The organism is Mesobacillus sp. MER 48 (assembly GCF_023714225.1).
GTDB classification, from domain to species: domain Bacteria; phylum Bacillota; class Bacilli; order Bacillales; family Cytobacillaceae; genus Mesobacillus; species Mesobacillus oceanisediminis_A.
Genome location: NZ_JAMAUR010000003.1, coordinates 290,548 through 309,625, shown reverse-complemented (window position 1 = coordinate 309,625; position 19,078 = coordinate 290,548). Strand labels below are relative to the sequence as shown.

Sequence of the window (19,078 nt, the reverse complement as noted above, 5' to 3'; positions counted from 1 at the left end):
TGTAAAGGATGGTAGATCGATGAAGAGAAAACAGAGAATCTTCAGGAAGCAGACGAGCTTCCTCCTAGCTGTATTGTTACTTGTCAGCACCTTTTTGCCTAGCGGTCTGGCCCTAAAAGCAAGCGCTTCCATTGCCGACCATGTTGTGATCAGCCAGGTTTACGGAGCGGGGGGGAATTCTAACGCTCCACTAAAGCAGGATTTTATTGAATTATATAATCCTTCCAATGAGTCAATCGTGCTAGATGGTATGTCTGTACAGTATGCGAGTAAGGCAGGTACATTCTCAAGTACTAATACTACAGCTTTATCAGGTAGTATTCCTGCATATGGCTTCTATTTAGTTCAACTGGCTGCTGGAAGCGGTGCAGTGCCATCGATTCCAACGGCGGAGGCAACTGGCACGACTAATATGAGTGGAACAGATGGGAAAGTAGCTCTAGTTGACAATACTACCCCTATATCAGGCAAAGATGATGAAGATGTAATCGATTTTGTTGGCTATGGGAAAGATGCGTCTGAATTTGAAGGGACTGCACCCATCAAGATTTCCTCTAATACAGAGAGTGCACAAAGAAGACCTTATGCAAATGAACTTCCTGGTTCAGGAACAGGCAATGCCTGGGACACCAATGATAATGGAAGTGACTTTGTCTCAGAAAGTGTCAATCCCAGGAACAGCGCAAGTCCTGCAGAACCGCCAATGCAATCTGACAAAAGTTTGCAGCCGGTTGGAAACAGTATTCAATTTATACTTAATGCCTCTACCGGTAAAGTAACCGGATATACGGAAGCTGCTCTGGCAGATTCTGATATTAAACTCTATGAGACTTCTTCAAAAGATACTGTCGTTGGCACAGGTAAAGCAACCGCAGATGGTGCTTTTGAGATAAGCTTTTCTACTGACAAAAATTTAACCTCAATCTTTATCACTGCAACTCAGGGTGAGAAAAAAGAAAGCGATACGACTGAAATAAATCTGGCCACTGCCAGTGAGAGCGTTAATGCTGAACATCTCAGCTATAGTGTCGATGAAGACGGAAATGGGACATTGATTGGAAATGAGGGAGCAGTTGTTAGTAATTCCCTGATCAATGTATACCCTGATTCAGCAGCAAATAAAGCGGAGCGCCTTAATTCTGAGGTCACCGAAGCTATGTCAAATGGCGGATTCAGCGCAATCACCTTTAGCAACGCACCTGAAACAATTTATGTGACCCAGCAATCAAGCAGTGCGAATGGGATTATGCTTGAAAGTTCGCCTGTCTCTGTTGAAAAGGCAGATACAAACGCTGTTACTCCTTTGAACGTTGTAAAACAAACAGATTCAAAAGGGCTTTTGACAAACCTTAATCAATATTTCACTGTCGAAGGTGTTGTCACCGTCGATAATGGAATATTGGGGACTCAGAAGAATAACTTCTATATCCAGGATGCGACAGGCGGAATCAATATCTTTGGCAACTATGATTCAGGGTTGACAATTAAACGTGGGGATAAGCTGCGAATCACAGGTAAAGTCATTCAGTATAAGGGACTAACTGAATTAGATGCTACTGCTATTACTAGAGTTGGCGAAGGTAAAACTCTTCCGGCAGCAAAGGAAACTTCGATTCAGGAATTAAACACGTTTACTGTAGCGGAGCCTTTGGAAGGCAGCCTGGTAAAGGTAACTGGTAAAGTTTCCGCTGTTTCTGGTTCAGGTAATGTAAATGTTACTTTAGTGGATGAAAATAATAAATCAACAACTGTCAGGGTCATGTCAGCAACGGGAATCAATACAGATACTGACCTTGTACTCGGTAAAAGTTATTCCGTAACCGGAATTGTTGGCCAGTATACATCTTCTACTACATCACATACAAGCGGGTACCAAGTATTCCCGCGTGATAAGAATGATCTGGCAGCTGAACTAAATGTAGAGCACACTCCATTAACAGAAGTCTATAAAAATACTGATATTGAATTTGTAGCCAATGCCAGCGGCGCTGAATCAGTAGCGGTATACTATAAGGCTAAAAATACTGTTGAGTATACAGTTCTTCCTATGACTGCCGGCAGTAATGGCCGATATACTGCAGTTTTGGAAGCATCTCAAGTTCCTGCAGATGGATTCGATTATTATATTGAAGCAAAAGCAGGAGAAAGTGTTAAAACATCTGGTACGAAGGAGGCTCCACACCAGGTAAGTGTCGTATTGGATGAAGAGGGGCCAAGAATTTACAGCGAAACACCTGTAGGCGGCTCGAAAGTTGAAAGTCCTCGCCCTGAAATCTCGGTATTACTCGAGGATCCAAGCGGTGTGGATGAAAGAAGTGTTAAAGTTTCGCTTGATGGCAGTGAACTTACTTCAGCAACAATCTCAAAGAGTCAGGTGAAATTTGTTCCTGCTGAAGATCTATCTCTTGGTGTTCATACCGTTAAGGTAACAGCAAATGATTCAAGAGGAAACAGCCATACGTATGAATGGACATTTGAAGTGGTTCCGCGCTTTGAAGGCGGACAGCATTTCCGAGGTACAACCCATAACCATACAAATATTTCACACGATGGTGCGGGAACTCCAGAGGACGCATTGAAAGCAGGTCAGAAATATGGCTACGACTGGTTTGCATTCTCAGATCACTCCCATGACATCGATCCATCATTGCTTGGACAGGATACAGTTGATCGTGATGGAATGCAGGAAAGAAAAGGCGGCGAAGATTGGCAATTAACAAAAGATCTGGCTGCCCAGTACACGAAAAATGACGAGTTTGTTGTATTCCCTGCGTTTGAAATGACCTCTACTACTTGGGGACACTCAAATATCTTCGGGACAGAGAACTTCATTGATCGCAATATAAACGGAAAGATGTATCAGGATTTGAATAATTACTATGCATGGGTCATGAAATACGATGACATAGTCGGGCAGTTCAACCATCCGGATATGTCCAAAAACGCATTCAACAACTTTAAGCCTTACGATAAAGGAGCAGACAAGCTCTTTACAATGTTGGAAGTTGGTAACGGTTCGGGTCACTACGGGTACGCAAATGCGGAAAAGAAGTTTTTCTCAGTACTTGATTTAGGCTGGCATGTTGCACCGACTTATGGTGAGGACAACCACGAAGGTACTTGGGGACAAACAAGAGCCCGTACGGTAATCGTCGCTGAGGACCTTACTCAAGAATCCCTTCTTCACTCAATGAGAAATATGCGAGTTTACATGGTTGAAGATCCAAACTTCACGCTTGATGTGAAAGCAAATGGATTCTACATGGGTTCAACAGTAGACAGCAAATCATTGAAATTCGAGATTTCAGGAAGTGACTTAGTCGCAGAGTCAAGGAGTAACCCAGAATATGACTACCTGGCTGCTGATTATCAATCTGACGACCGAATTGAAAAAGTTGAACTGATCACGAATGGCGGAAAAGTTGTAGATTCGATTACCCCTATGGAAAAAGAATTTACCTGGAAACCATCCTATACAGTTACTGGCGGTCAACAATGGTTTGTCGTGAAAGTCACGCAAATGGATGGCGAGCAGATGTACTCCGCTCCAATCTGGTCAAAAGAAGAGGCGGTCGATGTAAAAGTTAATGGAATTGATGTTGAGGGAGACGTCATCACCGAAGGAAATCCAGCGACATTAAAAGCCAGCGTAAGCAATAATGGAACACAAGAAGTAAAAAATATAAAAGTGGACCTTTACTATGATGAGGTTCAAGAAACAAACCTGATTGGTTCACAAACGATTTCTTCGATCGTTCCAAAAGGTGTGGGAACAGCTTCTGCGATCTGGGAGACCCCGATGAAGGGTGACCACAAAATCATTGCGGTGCTCACCTCCATGGATGGATTGGACCTGGGCGACACAACCTTTGTTTTACCAGTCAAGATTAAGGAACCACTGGGCATAAAAGTAATGATTGATGCTAAACATGGCAATGAAAATACAAGCGGTGACAGCGGATCCTATAAGGATAACCTGAAATCATTCACAACGATGCTGCAAAAAGAGGGATATACAGTTGCCGAAAATAAAGCAACTGTCACGGATGCATTACTCAGCGATGTAAATGTACTGGTAATTACACATCCAAAATATGCTTATACGGCTGACGAAAGCGCAGCAATCGCCAAGTTCGTTAAAAGTGGCGGATCAGTGCTGATGGCGAGCAAGAGTAATTTCGGTACAGATCCTACCATTAACAATAAGATGCTGAGTGAGATTGGTACCGAAATCAGAATGGGCAATGACGGAGTTTTTGATGTAAGTGAAGACGGAAACTTCTGGAGCGATCCAAGTAAGAGTCCGTTCGCGGTTAGGGTATTCCCTGAGCCTGTCTCCAATTACATCACAGACCGGGTATCCTTTCTGGACTACTATAGCGGGGGAAGCTTATCAGGCGCTGATAACAAGCCGTTGACAGATAATGATAAGGTAACAATCCTTGCAAGAGGAAACGAAACTACTTATCAAGGAAGTGTAAAAGGTGGCTATACGTATGATGATGTCTCTGATGAAACTGGTGGTTCAGCTATCCCACTGATAGCCTCTGAGGAAATCGGTGAAAAAGGCCGGGTCATCGTATCGGGAATGAATATCTTCAACGATAAGCAACTGGATGAATCTTATGAACCAAAAGGCAATGATGAATTCGCGCTGAACGCGATAAACTGGCTTGCACACCGCGGCACAACAGTTTCTTCGATTGGTAATGCAAGAGACCTTGCTGAAGATACACCTGTAGTGATCGAAGGAACAGTCACGACTGGAGCCGGAGTTTTCTTTGACGCATTCTACGTCCAAGATGGATCAGGCGGAATCATGGCGTTCCAGGAAGTGCCTGCAGGATCATTGAAGCCTGGTGATAAGGTCCGTATCTATGGACATATCATCACATTCGATAACAACAAGGAAATCGAGTTTACGAAGTTTGATCAAGACGTAATCAAAATTGGTGAGGGAGATCCAATCCAACCAAAAGTCGTAGATACTGGCGAAGCTACATCTGATGCTAACCAGGGGCTTCTTGTTAAAGTAACAGGTAAAGTCGTTTCCCAATTCGACGCCAACTCTTATATCATCAACGATGGGTCAGGCGATGTATTGGTATTTACAGATGGCTATATCACTAACCAGAGTGGACCAGTTCCAGTTCTGAAAGTAGGGGATACTTTAGAGGCAGTCGGTTTATCAGGCTCTTTCGCGGAAGGTACAAGGATTCGTGTACGTGATACGAAAGAACTTGTAAAGGTAGATAAAACAGCACCTGTCACTACAGCAACAGTAAATCCTGAAAGTCCTACTGGCAATAACGGCTGGTACACAACCGATGTCACTGTCACACTGACTTCAGTAGATGAAGAATCAGGCGTGAATTCACCAGAATACAGAATTAATGGTGGAGAATGGTTGGAATATACAGAAGCTATCCAATTTAATAAGGATGGTGTTTTCACTCTCGAATTCCATGGTTCAGACGTTAGCGGAAATGTTGAGGAGATCAAGTCCATTGAAATCAAAGTGGATAAGACTGCTCCAGAAACAGCTGTTACTTTAAACCCGGAAAAAGCTACAGGTACAAACGGCTGGTACACATCTGATGTTACCGTTTCACTATCTGCGTCTGACTCCCTGACGGATGTAAAGACGACACAATACCGTATTAATGGTGGAGAGTGGACAGTGTACTCAGATGCATTGCAATTAACCACTGATGGAATCTACAAGATTGAATACCATAGTGTCGATGGGGCAGGAAATGTGGAAGAAACGAAAATGAAGGAGTTTAAGATCGATCAAACAGCTCCTGAATTATCTGTTTCAGTAGATAAGCCTACCCTTCTTGTGCCAAACCATAAGCTCGTCGATATTAAGGCTTTGCTAGACTACAGTGATGCCACATCAGGAATAAGTACGGTAGTATTAGAATCAATCACAGTCAATGAAGCAAACGCAGACAGCAGTGATATCAGTGGAGCGTTATATAAAACGTTAGATACGGATTTTGCCCTTCGTTCAGAAAGAAACGGAAAAGGCAATGGACGCATCTACACTATCACATATCTTGCTACTGATCAGGCCGGAAATACGACAGAAGCACAGGCTACTGTTACCGTGTTAAAAGGAAGATAATAATTAAAAAGACTGCTTATGAAGTAACACCATGTTGCTTCATAGCAGTCTTTTTATTAACGCCAATCTTTTATTTATGCTCATGCCAGTTGCATCCACACCACTTTCATTATTCATGTTCACGCTGTTTTTTTGTCTGATTGCTAATGACAGTTAACAACAATAGTTTTTCTTCCGGGCTCAACATGCTCCAGCTTCCTGCTTTTACTCTCATGTAAAACACTCCTTAGTAACTGTATTTTTTTTACTTTTGTTTCTGTAATCCTTATATACCGCCTTTTTCAAAAAACCAAACAATAAAAGTTTCTACAAATTACCAGAAGGATTTACATGCTTGTCCTTTCTTTTTGTCGAAAGGGGATAAAAATGATGAAAAGTTGTTTGATTTCAATTAGCAAGTTGCTGAATTATACTGGTTTTTGTTAAAATATCACGATTTTTTCAGATGATTAATGAGGTAGGAACTCACAATTATAATGTTTAATCGAGCACTGATCGCTTTCGGTTGGGAAATTATATATAAGTGATAATTTAATTAAGAGAAAAAGATCCTCTACGTCCCAGGACCTAGATGACTTTACTAACCAAGTCTGTAGAAAAAGAGACTGTTTTGAAGTATTGTATAAGAGAGAAAACATTTTTTTACAGCATTTGAAACATTCTGCGCCTCCTATTCGTATAAATAGGAAGATTCAAATACAGGAGTCGATACTAATGAATAAATTCCTTTTACGATTCATGCAAACCGGTTCGGCAATCCCTTTTTCCGCATTCACCTGGCTGCTGGCATATGCCGGTTTTGACCAGACGTTTTGGATGTCCTCGCTTTATGGGTTTATTGGCGGTGGCGTCATGTTCTTTGGAGTAGGATATTATCTGGAACGAAAAGTCCTTGAAAAAAATAGACTGACCAAGAAGGAATACAAATATATACAGAGAAATCTTAAAGAAGCGAATGTGAAGATTAAAAAGGTCCAGAAGTCGCTCTTTTCGATCCGTCATATCCGTTCTTTAAAACAAAGAATGGAACTGGTAAAGCTGGTAAGAAACATTCAACGACTGAATACTCGTGAGCCAAGAAGATTCTTCAAGGCGGAACAGTTTTATTTTTCACATCTGGATTCAATCATGGAACTGAGCGAAAAGTATGCATTCCTTTCCTCCCAGCCTGGTAAAAACCGCGAGCTGGAGCGCTCATTATATGATACACAGGATACATTGAAGGAGCTTACCAAAATCGTAGAGAAAGATTTGAGCTATATGCTGGCTGATGATATTGACCATCTGAATTTTGAAATCGACGTAGCCAAGCATTCTATCAAGAAACTAAATGAAATTCCTGACGAGACCAGGAGGTTAAAATAATGACAGAAAAAAATTCAGACCTTTTAAAAAACACCGGCAATATCATGGACGATATATTGACGAATCCATTTGGCGATACACCGGAGTTGCAGCTGCAGCCTAATCCGCAACAGCACGAAAGCAAACCGGTCAAGCTGATTGATGTAATTCCTGAGGAAAATCGCCAGAGAGCTTACCAATTGGCAGAGCAAATCGATCCGAAAAACCATCAGGCCATGATCCAATATGGTACCCAGGCACAAGGGAAGCTCCTGACTTTTTCGCATACGATGCTTGAGCATGTCCAGAAAAAGGATATCGGAGAAATAGGAGAAATCATCAATGATTTGATGAAACATCTCAATGACATGAACCCTGACGAGCTTAGTACGGAAAAGCAATCCTTCTTTGCCCGTATGTTTGGCAAGATTTCTGGTTCAGTCCAGGAGATTCTCTCAAAGTATCAGAAGACAGGCGCGCAAATTGACCGGATTAGCGTGAAGTTGGACAGAAGTAAAAATGTCCTGCTATCTGACATCGGTATGCTTGAGAAGCTATATGAAACGAATAAAGAATATTTCAACGCACTAAACATCTATATCGCTGCAGGCGAACTCAAGCTGGAAGAGCTACACGAAAAAACAATCCCTGAACTGAAAAAAGCGGCAGAAGCTTCCCAGGACCAAATGAAGTTCCAGGAAGTCAACGATATGATCCAATTTGCGGACAGGCTGGATAAGCGTCTATATGATTTGAAGCTAAGCAGGGAAATCACAATACAAAGTGCACCGCAAATTCGATTGATCCAGAATACGAACCAGGCGCTGGTGGAAAAAATTCAATCATCTATTGTCACTGCGATACCACTATGGAAGAACCAAGTTGCGATCGCCCTGACACTGATCAGGCAGCGCCATGCTGTTGAGGCACAGAAACAGGTATCGAAAACGACAAATGAACTTCTACTCAAAAATGCAGAAATGCTGAAAACAAACACAATCGAAACCGCGAAAGAAAATGAACGCGGTATTGTTGATATTGAAACATTAAAGAAGACACAGGAGAACCTGATCACGACACTGGAAGAAACGTTGAGAATCCAGGAGGAAGGCCGAACTAAGAGGCGCCAGGCAGAGCATGACCTTGCTAGTATGGAAAATGAGTTGAGGGTGAAACTGTTGGAGATAAAAGATAAGTAAATAAGGAATTTATGCCTGACCCGCAGTTTTTCGTCAATGGGTCAGGCATCTTTGTTTCCTCTTCCATTAAGTTGTAGCATTTAATCCATTTGCACGACCCTAATAAATTCTACATTCCTAACGAAATTTATAATAAAATATCTTCGATCATCGATTAAAACAAAGTTTAGCATTATTTTTGAAGGGGTAAACATGCATTACCTTTAACTTTTTTTACCAATGATGTTTTTGGCCTAATTTAAAAGGGGGAAATCAATGTGTTTAAATTAGTAATAAATTTAAAGTACAGATTTCATTTGTTATTGCAAAACTATAATGAAGCCCTTATACAGGATGCACTATGCGAGAGATTGAAATCAAGTTTACAACAAAAGGCGAGATATCATGAAGAGAAAGCAGGGTCCCTTGTAGTTAGATTGTAGAGCAGGCTTAGGAGCCTGTCTTTTTTTATTTTATGCCTATAAACAATCCTTATGGCTATTCAGCGATAAAATAATCGATTAGATAATCTGCCCAAAGCATATGGCCATTTTCGTTTGGTGTACTCGGTTCCCCAATTAGAAAATTTTTAATTTCTTCACTTTGTGGATCTGGCCAGGCATCCCAATGATTAATATAGCTAATATTATTTCTATCTGCATATTCCTTTAATGCTTCTACTTGCAGCGGGTAATACTTGGCTTGATACAAAGGGTTAGCCGGCTGCAAAAGTACGATTGCTTCTTTGTTAGTCGTTTTAATAGATTCTATAACTTTATTAATATTTTCATTAGAATTCTCTATTGTTACCTTCCCATTATCCTTAAGAATAAACGGTTCAAGTAAAATTAGGTCTGCTTTTTCGGCAGCTAGCTCCTCATCCTTTCCTTCTTCAATTATTTGAGTAGAGGTAAGATCATAGCTTTTTACAGACACATCAAGTGTATTATGAAAAGATTCCTTTAGTTTATTTTTTAATAGATATGCCCATCCAGATGATTCCGGGCCCAAAGCTGTTGAACCGGCAATCAAGATCTTATAGAGTTTCTTTTCATTAATTGATTGTTTATAGGATAGTTGTGCTTCCTCTGGCCAGTTTTTTGTATATGAAAAAAAATCAGTTCTTGCAGGCTCGGTCTCATCTTTCGCTCCCCTATAAAAGTTACTCTGGTCTTCATAAGCTGTAACTTTTATTTTTTCCTTCCAATGCTGATTTCCTAATATTAATATTACCGAACAAGCAAAAGTGAGGCATATTACGAGAATATGTTTCATTAAAAACCCCCCCAATATTTAATTAATGTCATTTATCCTTCACTAAATTATGACAATAAAAGGCAAATTTTTCAAATAATTATGATATAATGGAATTTAAATAACATAAATCCGCAGGAGGGTACAATGGAAGAAACAATAAGTTTAAAAGACTTGTATGAAATCCTGAAAAAGAGAGTACTATTAATTTTATCTTTAACACTTACAGCCGTTATATTAAGTGCTGCGGTAAGCTATTTTTATCTAACGCCAATATACCAGGCTTCAACCCAGATTCTAGTTAACCAGACAAAAAGTGATCGGGATGGTTCAAGTATTGGTGATGTTCAAAATAATCTGCAATATATTAACACCTATAATGTAATCATTAAAAGTCCAGCAATTCTTAACCTCGTTATTGACCAATTAGAACTTAGAGAAACTACCGCACAGCTGAATGAGAAAATCAACGTTAGCAGTCAACAAAACTCTCAGGTAGTAAATATTTCGGTACAGGATAAAGACATAGAACACGCAGTTTCAATTGCAAATACCACTGCCAAGGTTTTTAAAGAAGAAATCTCTAAAATTATGAATGTAGATAATGTAAGCGTACTAGCAGAAGCCGCGGTTTTAGAAGGACAGTCCCCAATTAAACCAAAACCACTAATAAATGTTGCAATTGCTTTAATGATTGGTTTGATGGCTGGGATTGGATTGGCCTTCCTTCTTGATTATTTAGACAATACAATTAAAAGCGAGCAGGAAATTGAAGCAATTCTTGGCTTGCCTGTTTTGGGTGTAATAGCTTCCATAGATGATTCAGAACTTGATTTTCGTGATAGTACTAGAAAAACTAGGAATAAAAGAACAAGGGGTGAACCAGTTGGGCATTAAAAAAGAAGCAAAAAAACGTATCATGGACCACCGTAGAAAGCTGATTGCAGCACAAAATACTAGATCCCCTATTACTGAGCAATACAGGACATTAAGGACAAATATACAATTTACATCTTTTGATAGTGAAATAAAAACAATAATGGTGACATCCACTGGACCTGGAGAAGGAAAGTCTACAACAGCTGCTAATCTTGCCGTAGTATTTTCGCAGCAAGGAAAAAACGTTTTATTGGTGGATGCTGATTTAAGGAAGCCTACTGTTCATTATACTTTCAATTTAACAAATACTTTTGGGTTAACAAGCGTATTAACAAGGCAAATTTCAATTGAAGAAGCGATTGTGGAATCAAACTCGTCCAATTTATGCCTATTATCCTCTGGCCCGATTCCTCCTAATCCGGCAGAATTAATGGGATCTTCGGCAATGGATCAATTTCTGAAGAATGCAAAACAGAATTTCGACATGGTCCTTTTTGATACTCCCCCTATCTTAGCGGTAACAGACGCACAAATATTATCGAACAAATGTGACGGTACAATTGTTGTGGTCTCGAGTGGAAAAACAGTAAAAGAAGATGCTTCTAAGGCAAAAGATTTGTTAATGGCGGCAAAGGCCAAAATTCTAGGAGTTGTTTTGAACAACAAAAAATTAAAAAGTACAAACTATTATTATGGCAATTAATTTTGTAACTTGACCTATTTCGACAAAAAACACCCTTTACCGTATTTTTTAGGAGTGGTAACATTATAATATACCTAAAATATTTACAATATTCGGAAAAGGTGGGTGCGATGATCGATATACATTGTCACATACTGCATGGAATTGATGATGGGCCAAGGACTCTAGGAGAAGGTATTTCTTTAGCAAAAAGTGCGGTGAAAGAGGGCATCCATACAATCATTGCTACTCCACATCATAAAAATGGGCGCTATATAAATACAAAACAGGATATTTTAAAAAAGGTAACAGAATTAAATGATATTCTCCAAAGTGAAAAAATACCTTTAACGATCCTGCCGGGGCAGGAAACAGCTATTCATGGTGAGATTCTAAGAGGGATTGAAGTGGGAGAAATCCTTACCCTGGATCGAACTCAGTATTTATTTATCGAATTTCCTGCAAGTCATGTTCCGCACTATTCCGAACAAATTTTTTATGAACTCCAACTAAAAGGAATAATCCCTATTATTGTACATCCCGAAAGAAATGCGGAGATTATTGAAAGGCCGGATATATTATATCAGCTAGTTAAAAACGGAGCCCTCGTTCAAATAACAGCATCAAGCATAGTTGGCCGATTTGGAAAAAAGATTAAAGCTTTTTCCGAACAGCTTATAGATGCTAATCTTGTTCATTTTATCGCCTCTGATGCCCACAATACGGATAAAAGAAGTTTTTATATGCAGCATGCTTACTCAAATGTAAGAAAACGTTATGGAACTGATATGGTATATCTATTTAGGGATAATGCCGAACTTCTCACCCAAGGAAAGAACATATATAAAGATATACCAGCTCGTGTAAGAAATAGAAAAATGATTGGATGGTTCAATTAAAAGAAATTAATAGATTACCAGAACCATTTTCCATAAAAACATTTATAAAATAGAATATGCTGCATCGGATCTCGGAATATCCCGGGATTTTTTTATCGTCTTATATTCAAAGAAAATATATATGAGTAGCTAAATTTCAACAAAATTTGCAGATAAACGGTGATATATTGGTAAAAAATTACTGGTGAATAAATTGGAAGACTCATTAACTAGTAATATAGTTAACCGATATTATAGTTACAAAATAAATTTAAGGGAGACTCATGATGAGATTCAGGGGCGCATTTTTTGCCATTTTATTTTTCTTTGTTTTTGTTTCAGTTGGATCTGCAGAAGAGGATAAAATAAATCCGAGGATATCAAAGTTTAATACAGCAGCCTTATTTGATAAGAAAAAAGAATTCGAAAGCAGAGAGTTAATTATCAAATTCAACTCTAATATAACTTCAGAAGAAAAACAGAAAATTCTTCAGTCTGTAAACGTGAAGGAGCTTTCTAATCTTAAGCTTGGTAACTTAACCTTAGTTTCAACAGACACAGAAGATGAATTAACTACTATTGCTAAAAATCTATTAAGGTATAAGCAAGTGGAATATGTGGAACCAAACTACAAGCTCGGTGCCACTTTTACCCCGGGAGATCCGGGCTACAGTAAACAGTGGTATTTAAATAAAATTCAAATACCAAAAGCCTGGGATATAAGTAGAGGAGCATCTAATGTTACTGTAGCTGTTATCGACGGTGGTGTACAAACCAGCCACCCGGATTTAAAAGGGAAAATGGTATCTCCAATAGATATCACTACTGGCCGTTCAACTATAACTGGTGAACCCCATGGAACCCATGTAGCTGGCATAATTGCTGCCACGATAAATAAGACGGGAATAGCAGGTATTGCCCCAAATGTTAAAATAATGCCTGTTAATGTTTTTAAAGGGGAAACCGCCAATGTAGATGATGTTGTCAAGGGTATTAAGTATGCAGTCGATCATAATGCGGATATTTTGAACTTAAGCCTTGGCAGTAGAAGCTATAGTTACGCATTAGAACATGCTGTAAAGTATGCCAGTTCAAAAGGAGTCATGGTTATAGCTGCAGCTGGAAATGAAAGGACGTATATTTCTACCTATCCAGCTGCAATTCCTTCAGTATTAGCTGTAAGTGCCACGGATAAAAATGATAAAATAACTGGGTTTTCCAATTATGGTTCTTATATAGATATTGCTGCACCTGGTTTAGATATCTTTTCAACCATTTCGGGAAGTTCATATACAAATATGAGCGGCACTTCGATGGCTTCACCTGTAGTATCTGGTGTGAGTGCGCTAATATTATCGAAGAACCCGCTTTTAAAACCGGCTCAGGTTGAAAGTATAATAAAGAAAACAGCTTATGATTTAGGGTCAAAAGGCTGGGATTCCTTTTATGGACATGGCAGGGTAGATGCATATAAAGCATTATCCGTTACCCCATATCCTGTTCATAGTCTTACGCTTAGTACTCGATCTTTTACAATGAAAGGAACGAATAAAAATAATGTTTCTTTCTACGCCCAGAGTGGAATAACGGCTTCGTTATACATTCAAAATTCAAAAGGCACCATTATTAAAAAACTGATCACTAATAAAAAATGGGCGGGAGGAAAATTAACTGCTGCTTGGGATGGCAAAATGGATAATGGTGACTATGCAATAAGTGGAACATACAAAATAGTGGCGAAGGCGACAAACGGGAAGAAAACGGTTTATAAGAGTACGACCATGAAGGTTATAGACAAAGTAACGACATCAATCCAGGCGGTTTCATCTGTTCAGTTTTCACCCGCTCTAAAGAGCAAACTGTCCATCCCCTATTATCTTACTAAAAATGCAAGAGCGACAGCTGTCATTTATGACAGCAAACATAGAGAAGTGAAAAGGCTGCTTAATAAAACAGCTTTAAAGCCAGGTAAGAAAACACTTGTTTGGAATGGCAAAAACAATAAAGGCAAAAAGGTCAGTAACGGTAAGTATACTTTGGTAATGTCAGCGTATGACTCCAAAAATGTTAAAAGAGCTTCCAAAAAGATTACTGTAATAGTCGATTCGGTTATGCCCAAAGGCAATTTAACCATTATCTCTTCCCTATTTAAAATGGATGGAAGAGTAAAGCCAGGAGTAAAAGTAAACTTCAATGAAAGGGTTTATGTAAGAACATATGTTACAACTGATAAAGGTGTAAAAGTAAGGAAATTGACGTATGACAAGGTATTTACACCTGGTGCTTCAACACTTTCCTGGGATGGAAAAAATGACAAGGGACTATTCGTAGCTGAGGGTAAATATCGATACTATATTGAGTACCGGGATGCCGCTGGAAATAAAAAAACAATGAAAAGCAGTATTTTTAGCGTTCAGGATTGGGTGAAACCGGCAATTAAGTCAACTGCACCAATTACGTATCGTTCAACAACCAACCTGCCGGTCTCATATACGACCAGCAAACCTGGCTATGTTAAAATTGAGCTTTTGAAAGACAATAAAGTATTTCGGACAATCCTGACATCAACTTATAAAGCCAAAGGTAGCTATTCCTTTGTTTTTAATGGGAAAGATCAGACTGGGAACTACTTAGCGGATGGAAAATATCAATTCAGGATTACAATAACGGATAAATATAAATTAACTACCTTATATAATGGGTATATTACTGTTGCCTTAACTAAGGTTGTCATAAATTATCCTTCCGTTGTTCAGTATTTTCCAGGAGATGAAGCTGCCGTATACTATAGTTTATCCGAAAAGGCTAACGTGACAATTGAGATATTTAACGAATTGAATCAGAAAGTCAAAACCATTATTGCAAACACACCAAAACTGCAAGGAATTAATTCGTTTGTATGGGATGGCTCCTTCGATGGCAACTTCCCGGAAGTCAGTGATATTTACTACTATACAATCAAAGCAAAAAATACAGCAGGAAATGAAGCAGCAGTAAAAGGAAAGATGACATTGGATGAGGATCCATTCTGGTTGAAATCCAAAAGCTTCAGCTTCATTGCTTCAGAAGGAAGCGGGATTATTAATAATCTTGTGCTTGATATCTCGGTCACTCAACAAATAAAAATGACTTTAATTGTATTTGATTCCTCTTATAACTTTTTAGATGAAAAGGAATTCGAGTTAATTAATGGCGTGAATAAGCTTGAATATTATTTGCCTACTAGCGCTGATCGAAACTATATCATTGAGTTTAAAGATTTGTTAGGAAATCTATATTATTATAGTGTCCAAGAATAATTACAGTTGGTAAAAGCATGCTGATCAAAAGGCATGCTTTTTTTAAATTTATATATCCTGATTTTACCTATAATGGTATATTTATATAAGATTAATAGATATTTTTTACTAGGGGGAATAGCAGTGTATTTGAAAAGAGTAATGGTAGCTGTAATGATTTTATTCTTGCTTCTTTCAGGCTTGCTGCCCGTAAAGAAAGCAGAAGCAGCAACTCTAAGTTCCTATCAGAATTTTAACCAAAGCCTATCAAAGGATCTTAAGGCTTATATGAAGAAGTCAGGTGGAAATATTACATTGCACTATAGGGAATTTTCTACCGGTGATGAATTTAAGATTAATAGTACAAGCCCCCAAAAAGCAGCCAGTACGATTAAACTGCCTCTGGCCCTATATGTAATGGAGCTTGCCGCAGCTAAGAAAATCAATCTTAATGAAAAGCTGACCTACAAAAAACACCATTACTATGGAGGCAGCGGAGTAATCAAAAAGCAAAAACTCGGAACAAAATATACAATTAGAGATTTGGTAAAAAAATCTATGGTATATAGTGATAATATTGCTTTTATTATGCTTCGTGAAAAAGTGGGGAAGAACAATTTTACTGCCTATATGAAAAAAATAGGCGGGAAGAATGCATATCCAAAGGGTCAGAATCTTACCTCCTCAGCTGACCTGGTCGTATATGCGAATCGTCTATACAATTTTTCAAGGGAAAACGTTCTTGGTCAGGAATTAGTAGGGTATTTAAAAAAGACGGTCTATAACACTACGATTCCTAAAGGTATTAAAGGAACTCAAATAGCTCATAAGGTGGGAATGATTCCCGAATCAAAAATATATAACGATATTGGAATAGTTTATGATAAAAATCCATTTGCTCTGGCCGTAATGACAAATAAACTATCATATTCTAAATCTCAGAAGGTCATAGCTGATATAGCTTCAATCGTCTATAAACATCATAAGAGTAAAAACAAAGTTTCCTATGTTAAAACTAAGAAAACCACAGTAGTCTATCCGATCCCGATTCTAAATTTCAAACAAAAATTTGGAAGTCTGGCTAAAGGTGAATCGTTTAAGATTTCAGCTGACAAAGGCAGTTGGTACGAAATCCAGTATGGCGGGAAGAAAGGATATATTTATAAAAGAGATGTGTATGCCTATTCAAAACCGCCAATTAGTGGATTAATCACTGGTACATTAAAAAACAATGGTTGGGTCAAGGCGAAAAATTATACTAAGGTGTTAAATAAGCCTGCTGCGAATGGAAAGGTATTATTGTCTCTTTACAAAGGAACATCCATTTATATAAATTCCCTTTCCGGCAGCTATTATAAAGCCTTAATTGGAAATAGAGTAGGCTATGTTCATAAAGATGCCGTCGAGCTGCTGTATTCCGACGCAGTTAAGTATTTTGAGGTAACAGAAGAGGGTGCCTGGGTATCTTATCGCAGAGAAGACGGAGTCTATGTTCGGATGGGTTTCCTGAAAAAAGGACAGGTATTCAGCCGGACAAAGGATGCAGGAGCATTTAACGAGGTACAGATTGGAACAACTAAAGCATATGTAAATAAAAACGATACGAAGCCGCTTTTTAGTGCAACGATTATTAACCCTGCTGGCAGCGAGCCGGCTGCAGGGCAACTTACACTGAATCTGCAAGAAGAAGTATATAGTAGACCATCAGGCAATTCTTCAGAGATAATCGGTAAGTTTGATGTTGGGCAAGTAGTCAGCTATATAAGGGTTATCGATGGATGGTATGAAATTAAGTTCCTTGGACGGAAAGTTTATATTAAAAATCCAGCTATTACAAACTAAATAGTTAGTAATGAAAAGGAGTGTCTAAATTGACACTCTTTTTTTGTCATGTTTTAACCCACAGTAAATAATTTAAACCCGATGTAAATAAGGTATAGATTTTGTTATTTATTGCTTGATCAAGCTTTTCATCAAAAATATTAGGATATTATAGTCATAAATAAGCCAGCAAAATAAGGAGGTAGGCACAAGAGGAATAAGCAGCAATCATTTGGTCAATAATGGCTGTATATTCATTATTAAAAAACTAACTGTGGCTGGAGGAGTATGAATGAATGATATAGGTGAAGTGATTGTTACTATAGTATTAGGGTTATTTTTTCTTCTTACTGTTTATGTTAGCCTCAACACGCTATACTATGTAATTCTTACGTTCTTCGGCTTTGGATCTGCCAAAAGAGATTACACCATAATGGAAGATCAGACGAGATTCTTAATTTTGGTAGCCGCTCATAATGAAGAGAAAGTAATCGGTTCGACCATTGATAATTTGAAAAATATAAATTACGGCAATGATCTTTATGATATTTATGTTGTGAATGATAATAGTACCGATCGTACTGGAGATATTTGCAGGGAAAAAGGAATGAAGTATATCAATACTGGCGATAAGCTCTTTCCAAGGGAAGGCGTAGGAAAGCCAGCTGGATTGCAGTATGCTCTAAGGTATCTAGGGTTTGAAAAACTGGCAGATCAGTATGATTGTTTAATGATATTAGATGCAGACAACCATGTCGATCCAGATATCCTTAAAGAGTTAAACTCTCAATATATTGCCAAGGGTAAGCCAGAGGCAATTCAGACCTATTTGGACTCGAAAAATTCAGCTAATAGCTTGTCATTAGGTTATGCAATGAGTTATTACATTACAAATCGGTTCTTCCAGCTTGCCAAATATCGAATAGGGCTCCCAAACGCAATTGGCGGTACGGGCTTCATTGTCAGGATGGATTATTTAATGAAGCATGGCGGCTTCCGCTTTCATTCTTTAACAGAGGATCTCGAGTTGGAAATGGAAATAGTGAAGGATAATGGCCGAGTACTGTGGAATCATTTCGTTCGGGTATATGATGAAAAGCCGGAAAACTTCAAGATAAGCATAAAACAGCGAACCCGCTGGTCGCAAGGGCACTGGTATGTAGCTTTCACCAACTTCAAGCCGATGGTAAAAAAGCTATTCACCGAAAAGGGCAAGCTCAAAATACTCGATCAAATGATTTATTTGTTTGGCATGGCCAGAGCCGTGCAGATGAGTATCGTTGTCATAGGCATTTTGGCCGCGATAATGTATGGGTTGGCGACCCGCGATACCCAAGTGCTCTCAATCGCTGGAGAACGTTTCATTTTCCTGATTTTTGGGGCGAGTGCAGTTTCTCTCCTATTATTCACTTATCAGCTTTTTATTTGCATGTACTACGCTATTAAGGTGGATACAAACCATAAATTCAAATTTGTCCGCATGAGTCTGTCTGTTTTCTACTATGCATATACATTTATCTATGCACAGGTAATGGGACTCCTGAAATGGAAACAGCAGCATACCTGGGTAAAGACCGAGCATAACAAAACTGCCAGGGAAAATCCTTGATAAAATCAAAAGCCAGCCTTGTAAA

10 protein-coding genes are annotated in these 19,078 nt (G+C 38.7%); 9 read left to right on the top strand and 1 reads right to left on the bottom strand.

The window, feature by feature from the left end:
• The first annotated feature begins 19 nt into the window (after positions 1-19).
• The 3 genes from M3593_RS12920 to M3593_RS12910 all read left to right on the top strand — a co-directional run bounded on the left by M3593_RS12920 (position 20) and on the right by M3593_RS12910 (position 8,673).
• Positions 20-6,130, top strand: a complete 6,111-nt coding sequence (locus tag M3593_RS12920; RefSeq protein ID WP_251543199.1) for an OmpL47-type beta-barrel domain-containing protein — start codon at positions 20-22, stop codon at positions 6,128-6,130.
• Between the two features lie 714 nt (positions 6,131-6,844).
• Complete coding sequence (locus tag M3593_RS12915) at positions 6,845-7,495, top strand: 5-bromo-4-chloroindolyl phosphate hydrolysis family protein (protein WP_251543197.1); 651 nt, start codon at positions 6,845-6,847, stop codon at positions 7,493-7,495.
• Complete coding sequence (locus tag M3593_RS12910; RefSeq protein WP_251543195.1) at positions 7,495-8,673, top strand: toxic anion resistance protein; 1,179 nt, start codon at positions 7,495-7,497, stop codon at positions 8,671-8,673. The genes M3593_RS12915 and M3593_RS12910 overlap by 1 nt, the downstream gene beginning before the upstream one ends.
• A 477-nt stretch (positions 8,674-9,150) precedes the next feature.
• Here M3593_RS12910 and M3593_RS12905 read toward each other — a convergent pair whose 3' ends face one another.
• A complete protein-coding gene (locus M3593_RS12905; RefSeq protein ID WP_251543193.1) occupies positions 9,151-9,927 on the bottom strand; it encodes an SGNH/GDSL hydrolase family protein in 777 nt (258 codons plus the stop codon).
• Positions 9,928-10,053: 126 nt separating this feature from the next.
• Between M3593_RS12905 and M3593_RS12900 the strand changes: the two genes are divergently transcribed.
• From M3593_RS12900 to M3593_RS12875, 6 genes are all read left to right on the top strand, one after another.
• A complete protein-coding gene (locus tag M3593_RS12900) occupies positions 10,054-10,803 on the top strand; it encodes a YveK family protein (RefSeq protein ID WP_251543191.1) in 750 nt (249 codons plus the stop codon).
• 22 nt (positions 10,804-10,825) lie between these two features.
• Positions 10,826-11,488, top strand: coding sequence for a CpsD/CapB family tyrosine-protein kinase (locus M3593_RS12895; RefSeq protein ID WP_251543297.1), 663 nt, complete (start codon positions 10,826-10,828; stop codon positions 11,486-11,488).
• Positions 11,489-11,598: 110 nt separating this feature from the next.
• Positions 11,599-12,366: a tyrosine-protein phosphatase gene (locus tag M3593_RS12890; RefSeq protein ID WP_251543189.1), complete on the top strand. Its 768-nt coding sequence runs from the start codon at positions 11,599-11,601 to the stop codon at positions 12,364-12,366.
• Positions 12,367-12,629: 263 nt separating this feature from the next.
• Positions 12,630-15,644: a S8 family serine peptidase gene (locus M3593_RS12885; protein ID WP_251543187.1), complete on the top strand. Its 3,015-nt coding sequence runs from the start codon at positions 12,630-12,632 to the stop codon at positions 15,642-15,644.
• A 123-nt stretch (positions 15,645-15,767) separates the two neighbouring features.
• A complete protein-coding gene (locus M3593_RS12880; RefSeq protein ID WP_251543185.1) occupies positions 15,768-17,465 on the top strand; it encodes a serine hydrolase in 1,698 nt (565 codons plus the stop codon).
• Between the two features lie 271 nt (positions 17,466-17,736).
• A complete protein-coding gene (locus tag M3593_RS12875) occupies positions 17,737-19,053 on the top strand; it encodes a glycosyltransferase family 2 protein (RefSeq protein ID WP_251543183.1) in 1,317 nt (438 codons plus the stop codon).
• Positions 19,054-19,078: the final 25 nt, after the last annotated feature.